The sequence below is a fragment of the Chitinophaga sp. genome (assembly GCF_017745275.1).
GTDB lineage: Bacteria > Bacteroidota > Bacteroidia > Chitinophagales > Chitinophagaceae > Chitinophaga.
This window is the reverse complement of sequence record NZ_JAGHZS010000002.1, coordinates 726,936-738,854: the sequence shown is the minus strand read 5'-3', so window position 1 is coordinate 738,854 and position 11,919 is coordinate 726,936. Positions and strand designations below refer to the sequence as shown.

The following is an 11,919-nucleotide window of genomic DNA, read 5'->3' as shown; positions in this document are numbered from 1 at the left end:
GCGATTGATTTCTACAATTTGGTTGCCGGGCTGCGTTCCGCGTCCCTCTTATTTTAATATATGCGTTCCCGTTATTACGGTAATTATTTTTTCGTGCTGACAGTTACTTTTTTCCCATTAATACTGAAGTTAGCGCCACTAACGAAGTTGAGCATTTCCAACACCTGCGATAAGCGGGCCTGCCGGTTGATGTTGCCGCTGATACGCTTCGCCGGCATGGGTCCATTATATTGTACCTCCAGGTCGTACCAGCGCGCCACCTGTTCCATAATTTCTTTGAAGTCGTCATCTTTAAAGAAAAAGATGCCTTCCTTCCATGCGATGGCTTTTTCCATATCGGCGGTAGTGATGCTTACCTGTTGCTGTTGCACCTGGGCCTGTTGTCCCGGTTGCAGTTGCCAGCTTCTTTTGCCGGGCAATTGTATTTTCACTGCGCCGCTGACCAACGTGGTTTTTACCGCATCACCATAGGCGCCAATATTAAAATGAGTACCGAGCACCAATACTTCCATGCCCTGTACCATTACTTTAAAGGGGCGGGCGCTGCTGGCGTTTACTTCAAAGTAGCCTTCGCCTGTTAATTCCACGCGACGCTCTCCACTGCCAAAATGTACGGGAAACTTAAGGGAGGAAGCGGCGTTGAGCCATACTTTGGTGCCATCTTCCAGTGTAAGCTGGTATTGCCCTGCGCGGGCGGTCGACAACGTATTAAACAACGCTGATTCGTTATCGCTACTGGCAGCTTTGTGATAAACCAGTTCCCCGGTTTGCTGTCCGATAGTGGTGCCATCGGCTTCTTTGAGGCTGTCGGTGACCCGGTTGCCTAACGTCACCTTTTTGCCGTTGCCTAACTGCAGGGTGGCATTGTTACCGCCGGGAAGTACATCATTTTTGAAGGTATGGGTGTTGTCGGCAATTACGCGTGGATCGGACGCCGGGGAGCGCGGCCAGGTATACACGGCGATGATGCCACCCAGCAGGGCCGCTGCTGCAGTCCACGCGGCAACCTTGCGCCATACCCTGTTGCGGTGTACCGTCAGCGGTGTAGTGCGGGCAAGTATTGCCTGCCAGTCGCCCTCCACATCCAGCTGATCCTGGAAAGCCATGGCCGCCCGTAAGGTACCCGGATCTTTCATGGAGGCCATCAGCTCCTGGTGGCGTACATCCGCCTCCAGCCAGGTTTGCAGCTCCTGCTGTTCTGCCGGTGTAGCCTGCTCCCGCAGGTATTTAACGATAAGGTCAGCGTATTTAAACGAATCCTCCATACAAGTTGCTTACTGTATAAAGAAACGCTCACTAAAAAATGGGGTGAAAGAGAATTGAACTATTTTTTGGGGAAGCGCAATTATAAAAAGAAGAGGGAATAAATTTCCGGGTTAAGCCGTTGTCTTAATAAATACAGCCCTCTTTTCTTCTGGGTTTTTACGGTGTTGATACTGATGTTGAGCTGGGCGGCTATTTCCTGGTTTTTCAGGCCATCTATATATCCCATACGGATAATCAGCTGACAAGCTTCAGGCAGGGTTTCCAGCACCCGGTGTATTTCGCCGGCTACTTCAGATTTGATGATAGACAGCATCACCGTGCTATCTTCTGTTGGCATATTCTCCTGGGCGGCGGCAAATTTCTCCACTACCTTTTCATGGCGCAGGGCATTGAGACAGGCATTACGCACGCTGCTATAGAGAAAATTTTTGACGGCTACAGGATGATCTGATACCTGATCACGCTGCGCCAGGTAGCTCACAAAGGCTTCCTGCGCAATATCTCTTGCCTGATCCTGGTTTCCAATAAGCTGGAAAGCAAAATAGCAAAGCCGGGTATAGTATGTCCTGAAAAGTGCTGCTGGCTCCATTTTGGCTGATGAAGTTGACATATAAATTCCTTTCGTGATCCATACAAGGTAATTATAATTCAGGTATGATCAGCACCCAACATTCACCTCTTGTAGTAAGATAACACAAAAAAATAAGGAAGAGAAGAAAATAAGGGAAACAAAAAAGCGTGGAGAAACGCCCGGGCAATGGCTGTTACTACTTATTTCTTTAATGGCACTCAACAGCGGCGCCTGGCTGATGAAAGCACAGGCGCCGGTATAACTATCCTTCTGGTGTGGCTTCCAGGTCGGTGACCAGGTTCAAATGCTGAATATTCTTTTTCTTAAAAACATCCAGTACCACTTTTACTTTGGGATAAGGCGTTTCATTATCTGCCTTGATACAATACTTTAAATCTTTTAGCTTACCTTGTTGGGTAGCCATGGCATAATCCAGCCATATGGCCAGTTCATTGTTAGTAGAATCTGTTGATACCCCTGTTTCTATCGCCGCGTTTTTCCGCGCTTCCGGCGTCATGGCCAGGTAATCTTTCAGGTGCTTCATATCGGTGCCCACATTCACGCCCAGTACAAAGTTGCGCTTCTCCTGCGCCGACAGCCCCAGGTGAAAATTCTTGTCGATGTCCGTGATTAGTTGTTGCCGGTATCCTTGCCCGGGCAAGTCGAAGAACACGCGGCCTTTCTTATCTACCGTCAGCAATATTACATTCGATTCCGGCAGTACAGTAGTGGTAATGGATGTTGGCGTAATCACGGATACCGGCTCGCTGGGCTTAAACTTAGTGGCGAGCATAAAAAAAGTCAGTAATAAAAAAGCAACATCTGTCATGGCGGTCATATCCACCAGTGTGCTTTTACGGGCCATTTTAATCCTGGGCATAGCTTTATTATTTTTGGATGATATAGCATACGTATTCCCTGTCAGCATAATACTATGCTAATGTGCAGCGAAATATTTATGATATTTTCTTTACAGATGCACCGCCATAAAAAATCCATAAGCCCTTTTTGTTCCTGGCAAAAAAAAACGACGGCATCTATTGACACCGCCGTTAAGCATATTTCCGAAAAAGAACGTTTTAAAATTCAATATCATCTGCTACATTACCGCCTTGCGCTGCAGCAAAAAACTTTTCATACTTCGCCCTGTAAGCCGCCTGTTGTGCATTATAGCCTTCAAAGTCGGCCTCAATATCGCGATGAATCTGTTCATTCCAGTTGCTGGCTGCTACCTGGAAATCGCCCAATGGAATACCGTAGTTATCCAGGATCCACTGTGCGCCATCCTGTCCATAGTCGTATGCCACCTGTCGTGCTACTTCCAGTTCTGCATAAAATGCTTTATCTGTTTTTATCCTGGCGGTATTATCTGCGCCTTCGGCAGATAAGGTAGGCTGCAGGTTACTGAACTTCGGATGTTGATCGGCCTGACCAAAATACTGACCAAACAGGGTGATAATGTGATAGGTTTCGTCCTGTTTCATGCGTTCAGGCCAAAGCAGGTTTACTTCCTGCCATACGGGTAACTCCACACCCAATGCACTGGCTACCTGTTCTTCACTCAAACCACTGCCCATTTTGGCGCAGGCAGCGCTGTAGTCTTCTAAACTAATGCCGTGAATGGGTGCTAATAATGGATTTTCTGACATATAATTGATGTTTAATAATGACCAATATCTTTTAATAATCTTTCATAAAATTTTTCATTCTCCCCGGCCATATCCGGTACAATTTTATTCCACTCATTAATCATGGCACGGTAATACTGCCGGTGTAAATCGGGATTCCGTGGTTGCGTGCGTTCTGCCAGTTGGCGCAGGTGAGCGGTACGTTGTTCTGCCAGTGCACGGGCATCATGCAATACCATTTGTGCGCCGGTAGATGGCAGGAAAGTATTTTGGGTCTGGCAAAACGGGCAGCTCACATACGTGGCAATGAAAAACATTTTTGGGATGGTGATATTTCCTCCACATTGCTGGCAATTGAATTTGTCTTTGATCGCTTCAAAAGCTTCCAGTTGTTCCCGGTAGGCCGTTTCCAGGTCCCGCTCCCCGGCGGCAGCCTGCAACTTCTCCATAGCCACATGCAGTTTCTCTTCAAAAATATGATGCCGGTTAAAGCAGGCCATCCTGAAGGTATGTAACAACTGGTGATATTTACTGCCTTCGGCAGATGTAATAGGCGGAATAACTCCTTCCGCTGCATATATCAGGCCGTTGATCTTTTCTTCCCTGGCGTCATTAGCCTTGGTACGAATCAATGAAAGCTGCCCTTGCAAACCCGATAGCAAATGGCCATGGGCACGCTTATAAGGGTCTTTATCCTGTGCAAAAACCGTTTTTAGTTCGGGAATTGCCGCCGCACACATTTCTCCTACCCGGGCTTCCAGTTTATCTAAAAATGCAAACCATCTTTGCTGTGTTTCATTTATTTCTGCTATCAGTGCTGGGTTATCGTATTTCCTTCCGAATCCGAACATCTACTTTGAATTATTTTCCTTTTTGATATAAATGCCATCTGTCAGCGTGGTGTCCATAAATACAAATCCACAATAAGCGCAGGACGTTAGTCCATGCCGGAATGCCCTGCCGGCGCCGCAATTTGGGCAGTCTCGGGCATCCATGCTGGCGGGTGTTTGTTTTATTTCACCGCCATAATGTTGCTGCTGCAGGGCCGTTTGTTTTAGTTTTTCGAGATAGGATTGTGCCCGTTTTTTCTCTTCGTCGCTCAAAGGTTATAGTAGTTTCAGTAATGCTTCTTTCTTCACCGTATATTCGTTGTCGTTAATCAGGCCAGCTTCAAAGAGATGCTTCAATTTCTGCAGCCGGCTGGTCACATCTTCCGGCGGAGGTCCCGGCTCTACAGCGGATGTTTTGGCCTGGTTCAGGATAATTCCCATCGCCATGGCTTGTTGCGCGGCATTGGCCATCGCTGTATTTTCCTGCGACATTGCATTAGCCATACTGAACTGCGTATATTTATTCATGTCCGTTATCATATTCATACCGGTTGCTTTATCATAATATTTCAACACCTCTTCCGGCAACGTAGCATTGGTGATCGTAAAGCTGGTAACAGCTAATCCAAAGCCGGTGAAATAAGGCGTAATCAATGGCTGGATCTTTTCATTCAGGGCAGAAAGATTTCCGGCTACATCTACCACCGAAATGTGTGCAGTGGCCAATGCTTCCGCAAACCTGGATGCTATAAAATCCCGCAGCTGCCACTCCAGCTCGCGGATACCCAATTGCGGAAAAGTGCCGGCATACTCCCTGAAAAATTTTGCTACGTCCGTAATACGGATATTATAAGATCCAAATGCCCGGACCCTTACCTGGCCGAAGCTGGCGTCCCGCATCAATACCGGCGCAGGCGTTCCCCACTTCAGGTTTACAAACTGATGCGTATTGAAAAAAAATATATCCGCTTTAAATGGACTCTGAAAGCCATGTTTCCAGTTCTTCAGGCGGGTGAGCACCGGGATATTCTGTGTATCCAGTGTATACCTTCCCGCTGTAAAGATATCCGCCACACGGCCCTCATTCAGGAAAAGCACCGATTGGCTTTCCCTAACCGTTAACACCGCCCCGTCTTTAATTTCCTTGTCCTCATCCGGAAACTTCCACATCAACAAATCCTGATCAGGGGGTACCGATTCAATAATCTCAACAAATGGTATGGCCATGTTGTCAGGGTTTAAACACTCAATTAGTCAATGATAACAGCCTATATAGGTTTACCGGCATTATGCCTTTCTAAAAATGAAAATACCAGTTTCCATGTATTTCTCCAAGTTAAGATTTAAATAATTCTGTGCCGGCTGCCCACACGCCAGCTCCATCTTTTAACCTTGCTTAACATTACAGCAACCCTCGTTAACCTGTTTTCCTCCGCCGTGCGCCTAACTTTCGGGCTCATTGCCCTTAAATATTACACATGAAAAAATACTACCTACTGCTGCTGTGCTGCTGTTTAATGCTGGCCGCACGCGCACAAAAAATTACCGGCACCCTGCTGGATAGTGTAGCGCAGCAACCCATAGCTGCCGCTACCATTACACTTTTAAAACAAAAAGATTCCTCACTGGTATCCTTTACCATGAGTGATCCCAAAGGCCATTTTGAATTCACCGGCGTTGCACCCGGCGCCTACCGCCTGCTGGTAACACATGTAAAGTATCACTCGTCGGCCCGGGAGCTACGCATAACGGCAGACCGGGCAGATGTCCATCTCCCGCCTATCCAGCTATATGACATCAACAAAACCCTGAAAGAAGTAGTGGTCAACGCTGAAGCGCCACCGGTAACCCTGCTGGGCGATACTGTACAATACAATGCCGGCTCTTTTAAAACTATTCCCAATGCCAGCGTAGAACAGTTGCTGAAAAAAATGCCCGGTATCCAGGTCGGTAAAGACGGTACCGTAAAAGCACAGGGACAAAAAGTAAAACGCATCCTCGTAGATGGAAAAGAATTCTTCGGCAATGATCCGAAAATCGCCACCAAAAATCTCCCCGCTGATGCGGTCGACAAAGTGCAGGTGTACGACAAAATGAGTGATGCGGCGCAATTGACCGGCTTTGACGATGGCAACAGCGAAAAAACCATCAACCTGAAACTAAAAGAAAATAAAAAGAAAGGCAGGTTTGGCAAAGCTACTGTCGGCGGCGGCAGCCATGAACGCTATGAAGGAAGATTTAACCTGAACGACTTCAAAGGCAACCGCCAACTGTCGGCTATCGGGCTGGCCAACAACACCAATGCAGAAGGCTTTTCATTTATGGACCTCATGAACTTCAACGGAGAACTGAGCCGCCTGCAACAAAGCGGTGCCGCCAGCTTCACCGTCGGCTCAGATGACGCAGCCGGCATGTTCATGAATGGTGGCAACAATAACGGCTTCAAAACCATTATGGGCGGTGGTATTAACTACAACAACCTGATCGGCAAAAAAACGGATTTCACGGGTAATTATTTCTTCAATCACTACCAGCCCGAACAGGAAAGCGATATACAACGGCAATACTTCCTGCCTGATTCTTCTTACTTATACCAGCAACATAACAATAGCCGTCAACGCAATAATACCCATCGCGCCAATGCCAACGCCAACATCATGATCGATTCTTCACAATCGCTCAAAATCTCCGCCGCCGGCGGCTACCAGGAAAACAACAGTCGCAATGAAAGCGCCTATAAAACATGGGGTGGCAACCAAACCTTAGCAAATGAAGGCTTCAGTAATAGCACATCGTCCGGAACCGGCAGCAATATGAGCAGTGATATCCTGTACCGGAAAAAGTTTGCCCGCAATGGCCGTACCTTTTCACTGGGACTGCAAACCAGCTTCAATAACAGCAGCAGTAGCGGCACCCTGCTCTCCGTGAATCATTTCTATCAGCGTAAGCCAGATGAGGATTCCATCTACCAGCAAAATAACAGTCACGGTAGTATGAAAAATTATACGGCACGCGCCGTATATACGGAACCGTTATTTAAACGCTCCCTGATGGAATTCAGTGTAGGTAAAAGTTATACATACAACAAGGCAGATAAAACCACGTACGACTATGATCCGTTAACCGGCCGGTTCGACCAGTTAAATGCGGCCTTAACGAACAACTTTGAAAACTCCTACGGCTATACGAATGCAGGACTGCGCCTGCGTACCAAACGCAAAAAATTCGGTATGGCGATTGGGCTGCAATGGCAGCAGGCCAGCCTGGAAGGGAAAATTATTGCCGGTAAAAAAGATTCTGTGATCCGGAAAACGTTTAACAACCTCCTGCCCTCCCTGCGATTTAAATATGATTTCACCCGTTACCGCAATTTGAGCATTAACTATACGGCTATAACCAATCAGCCTGGTATATCACAGCTACAGCCCGTTCCGGACATCACTGATCCGCTCAATATCCGGGAAGGGAATCCTTACCTGAAACAGGAGCTGTCACATATGGCACAGGTAAGTTTTATGTCGATAGATCCCTTCCGCAACAAACACCTGTTTGCCTTCTTCAATGTGCAGGAAACGCAGCATAAGATCGTGGACTACGACATCGTTGACTCCTCCGGTATCCGGCATACCAGGCCTGTAAATGTGAACGGCGTGTATAACATCACCGGCACTGTGAGCCTGAGTTTACCGCTGCGTATAGTACCCGGCAATATTGAAATAAGCAGCAATATGGGTTACAGCAAGATGAAGCAATTTATCAATACCATCTCCAACCAGATTAACACCTTCAGTTGCGGACCTGGCGTACGTTTCGACCTTCACCCAACTAATAGCCTGGATGTATCTTTTAGCGCTGGTGGCAACTATTACCGTACAGCATATTCTTTGCAAACAGCTTTGAACACCGGCTATTTTTCCCAACAATACGAAGGAGAGGTCAACTGGCAATTACCAGCGAAATATTATTTCTCCAGCAGTTTTACGTACATGGTAAACAGCCGCCGCGCCGATGGGTTTAATTCGCAGGTACCCCTCTGGAACGCTTCTTTGAGTAAGCAATTCCTGCACTTCAACCGGGGAGAGCTGAAATTAAGTGCCGTTGATCTATTGAACAGGAATGTGGGGATTAGTCGCAGTACCAATCAAAATTATATTGAGGATAGCCGTATCAGGAATTTGCAACGGTTCTTCCAGTTAAGCTTTACATATAGCCTTAGTAAAACAGGGCTCACCGCGGCTGCAGGAAGCGTGCGGGGACTTAAGATGATACACTAAAAAAAGCAGAAAGCTGAAAGCTGAAAGCAAAAAGCTATTGAAGCGTATGATCAAAGCGGAAATAAAATACGCTCTAATCATACGCTTCAATAGCTTTTTGCTTTCTGCTTTCTGCTTATTGTCTTATATGTATCATTCCCCTCGTATCCGAGGCCCGTTGCCAGGATCCCATGATCTGGTCTCTTTCTTTGTTAAATGCGGCGGCGGTTACTTTCTTTCCTTTAGCCGGTGGTTTGATCAGGGACACATCCACTTGTTCACTTACTTCCACTGCTTTATATTTTGTGCGGCCGTTGTTGATATCGATGCTGAGGATAAGTCCTGGTAGTTGTCCCTGGTATTCAGGGCCGGCGGATACGGGGATCGCGGGGGTAAACCATACCACCACATTTGCGGTATCGGCTACTTCTTCTGTTTTTAGTTCCCCATTTTCCATGCGGGTAGCAGGCCGTTTGCCGATACGTTGCGCCACAGCTTCCTGGCAGGGATAATTCAGTATCGTGGAAGTATTACCGGTGAGTTTCCAGTTGAGCGGATAGATACTATCGGTTACGATATAGTTTTTGGCACCCAGCTCCCGTTGATCAATGACCGTAGCGGTAGTAAAATTACAATATCGGACATCGTTGACATCTGCTATCATGAAATGTACTTCCCTGCCGTCGTCTGCCTGGGCTAATGTTTCCGTCACATCCTCTTCTTTCGTGCGGCGTAGTGATTGATTGTTGGCAAACAATACTTCGAATTTGTCGGTATGTGTGCGTGGCAACATGGGTGCGGCCGGGGCGGCGCCATCTGCGCTGGCCAGTTGCATTTGCATTTGTAAGGTACGCTCATAAATTACGCGTCCCTGCTGTTGTTGCGCCCGCGTAACCCCTAAGGCAGCCATTAAAGAAAACGTTAAAATTACTTTTTTCATGGTCATTACATTTATGAGGAATAAAGCTATCTCCTTCCAATAGCAACGCAGGTTAACGAGGGTTTACTTAAGGTTAATTTAGGTTAATGTTTTCCTGTATAGATATCCGTAAACGATACATTTGTATTACTATTGTTATCACTATCAACACATGCGTTACAAACTATCTATACGGGCCACTGCCTTCCTGATTGCGCTGACGATTTTGCTGATCACCGCATTCCAGGCCTATTGGCTGACGAAGAACTACCGGGAAGAGGATAAGCTCTTTACGAGCCGTACCAACCTGCTTTTCCGGGAAACTATTTTCAGACTACAGGCAGCAAAACTGAAGCTGGATTCCAACGTCAGCTTCCGGGCTACCGACCGGCAGGGACTGGTGCATATTTCCAAAGGACTCACGGAACGTTACCGCGATTCCATTGATGTTTATCCTCCACATCGTACCACCATGATGATAGCTTTGAAAGATGCTCCCAGGGACACTTTCCATGTACAATACGGCGTTGCGAAAAACGCTTCTTACGGTGTTGCGAAAAGCGCTTCTGCGGTCAGGGTTTACGACTTCCTCACCGGCGTAGATTCCCTGCGTGATTCTATCAGTATCAAAGAAATTGCAGAGCGTTATCGCACTGCATTGGCAAAAGAGAAAATCGATGCAGATTTTACCATCCAGGAAATGAAAGCCGTGGATACCGCCGGCGCCAACGCAATCCCTTTCCCGGACGACCTGGAAGGAAACATCGTCACCATCGGTTTTACGCAGCCCCTGAGTTACCAGGTGCTATTTGAGAACAATACCTGGTATTTGTTGAAGCGTATCAGTCAGCCGATCGGCGTATCCGTACTTTTATTAGGCATTACCATTTTCTCCTTTTTACTATTATACCGCAACCTGAAGCAACAACAAAAACTGGCGCAACTAAAAAATGATTTTATCAGCAACATGACACATGAGCTGAAAACGCCTATTGCCACGGTGAGCGTAGCCATTGAAGCACTCCGCAGCTTTGATGCGCTGGAAGACCGGGAAACCACCAATGAATACCTGGATATCTCCGCGAAAGAAATACAGCGACTTGGACTATTGGTAGATAAAGTACTGAAACTCTCTATGTTTGAAAACAGGGAAATTGCACTGAATAAAGAGCAGTTTGATATCCGTGCGCTGGCCAGAGGAGTGATGGCGTCTATGAAGCTGCAATTCGAAAAACAACAGACCACTACCACGTTACAAACTACCGGCAATAACTTCATTATTACTGCCGACAAATTACATCTCACCAGTGTACTCTACAACTTACTGGATAATGCGTTGAAATATAGTCGCGCGAAACCCGATATCCTGGTACACATCATTGATCACAAGCAATTTCTTGAAATACGTATAGCCGACAACGGTATAGGTATTGCTCCTGAATATAAAACGAAAATATTTGAAAAGTTCTTCCGGATACCCAATGGCAACCGGCACAATACCAAAGGTTATGGACTTGGCCTAAGCTATGTATCCCATATAGTACAGCGTCATATGGGTTTCATAGAAGTTGAAAGTGAACTGGGGAAAGGCAGTACTTTTTCTGTGAAAATTCCTTTTGCTGAAGCACCGGTGATCTATTACGATAAGAACCGCCGGATTGTCCGATATAAAAAAATATAGATGAGCATCAGAATTTTATATGTAGAAGATGAGTTATCGCTGGGCAAAATTGTCAAGGAAAGCCTGCAGCGCAGAGGATTTGAAGTAGTTATGGAAAGTGATGGCGCCAATGTGCTGGCGCTTTTCAAACAGGTAAATCCTGCGGTATGCGTGCTGGATGTGATGTTGCCCAACAAAGATGGATTTGAAGTGGCTACGGAAATACGTGCCATTCACCCGGAAGTACCCATCCTGTTTCTGACGGCGAAAACACAAACCGCCGACCTGGTGAAAGGATTTTCACTGGGCGGGAACGATTATATCCGCAAGCCATTCAGCATGGAAGAACTGATTGTCCGTATTGAGAATGTGCTGCGCAAAACACCCGTGAGCACACCTCCTGTGCAAGACCAGGTAAAAATTGGCAAATTTATGTTTGACACCCGGCGCCAGGTGCTCACCAGTGGCCGCGAAGAAAAGAAACTCTCTTACCGGGAAAGTGAACTACTACGGTTGTTATATGAAAAACGCGATGGGATCATTGACCGCAAAACCATCCTGGACCTGCTCTGGGGACATGATTCGTTTTTCAACAGCCGTAACCTGGACGTATATATAACCCGCCTGCGTATTTGTTTAAAGGAAGATGAAAATCTCCAGATCCTCACGATTAAGGGAATAGGATACCGGTTTGTGCTGGACTGAGAAAAATTACGAATTACGAATTACGAATTACGAATTACGGATTTGTGGGTAGATGGTAAACGCGAGTGCTTATATTCGCTTATATCT

Annotated in this window: 11 protein-coding genes; 3 read left to right on the top strand and 8 right to left on the bottom strand. The window is 46.6% G+C overall.

The annotated features are described in order from the left end of the window. Positions 1-83 precede the first annotated feature (83 nt). The 7 genes from J7623_RS08745 to J7623_RS08715 form a co-directional block, all read right to left on the bottom strand. Positions 84-1,265 (bottom strand): FecR family protein, encoded by a 1,182-nt coding sequence (locus J7623_RS08745; protein WP_291919439.1) that lies wholly within the window; start codon positions 1,263-1,265, stop codon positions 84-86. Positions 1,266-1,345: 80 nt separating this feature from the next. Further along, positions 1,346-1,876 carry an RNA polymerase sigma-70 factor gene (locus J7623_RS08740; protein WP_291919438.1) on the bottom strand — a complete coding sequence of 177 codons (531 nt, stop codon included), beginning with the start codon at positions 1,874-1,876 and terminating at the stop codon, positions 1,346-1,348. Between the two features lie 223 nt (positions 1,877-2,099). Further along, complete coding sequence (locus J7623_RS08735) at positions 2,100-2,717, bottom strand: biopolymer transporter ExbD (RefSeq protein ID WP_291919437.1); 618 nt, start codon at positions 2,715-2,717, stop codon at positions 2,100-2,102. A gap of 199 nt (positions 2,718-2,916) precedes the next feature. Continuing rightward, positions 2,917-3,486 carry a DUF6620 family protein gene (locus J7623_RS08730; protein ID WP_291919436.1) on the bottom strand — a complete coding sequence of 190 codons (570 nt, stop codon included), beginning with the start codon at positions 3,484-3,486 and terminating at the stop codon, positions 2,917-2,919. 11 nt (positions 3,487-3,497) lie between these two features. After that, positions 3,498-4,316 (bottom strand): hypothetical protein, encoded by an 819-nt coding sequence (locus J7623_RS08725; RefSeq protein ID WP_291919435.1) that lies wholly within the window; start codon positions 4,314-4,316, stop codon positions 3,498-3,500. Next, the gene (locus tag J7623_RS08720) at positions 4,317-4,568 is read right to left on the bottom strand and encodes a hypothetical protein (protein ID WP_291919434.1); all 252 of its coding nucleotides are present in this window, start codon (positions 4,566-4,568) and stop codon (positions 4,317-4,319) included. 3 nt (positions 4,569-4,571) lie between these two features. Continuing rightward, entirely contained in the window at positions 4,572-5,522 is a 951-nt protein-coding gene (locus tag J7623_RS08715) for an SPFH domain-containing protein (RefSeq protein WP_291919433.1), read from the bottom strand. A gap of 251 nt (positions 5,523-5,773) precedes the next feature. On the opposite strand from J7623_RS08715, the gene J7623_RS08710 reads away from it, so the two are divergent. Beyond that, positions 5,774-8,569: an outer membrane beta-barrel family protein gene (locus J7623_RS08710; protein ID WP_291919432.1), complete on the top strand. Its 2,796-nt coding sequence runs from the start codon at positions 5,774-5,776 to the stop codon at positions 8,567-8,569. Positions 8,570-8,684: 115 nt separating this feature from the next. Here J7623_RS08710 and J7623_RS08705 read toward each other — a convergent pair whose 3' ends face one another. Beyond that, a complete protein-coding gene (locus J7623_RS08705; RefSeq protein ID WP_291919431.1) occupies positions 8,685-9,488 on the bottom strand; it encodes a GLPGLI family protein in 804 nt (267 codons plus the stop codon). A gap of 151 nt (positions 9,489-9,639) precedes the next feature. Between J7623_RS08705 and J7623_RS08700 the strand changes: the two genes are divergently transcribed. Together J7623_RS08700 and J7623_RS08695 are read left to right on the top strand one after the other, a co-directional pair. After that, the gene (locus J7623_RS08700; protein ID WP_291919430.1) at positions 9,640-11,148 is read left to right on the top strand and encodes a HAMP domain-containing sensor histidine kinase; all 1,509 of its coding nucleotides are present in this window, start codon (positions 9,640-9,642) and stop codon (positions 11,146-11,148) included. Beyond that, the gene (locus J7623_RS08695; protein ID WP_291919429.1) at positions 11,149-11,832 is read left to right on the top strand and encodes a response regulator transcription factor; all 684 of its coding nucleotides are present in this window, start codon (positions 11,149-11,151) and stop codon (positions 11,830-11,832) included. Positions 11,833-11,919 lie beyond the last annotated feature (87 nt).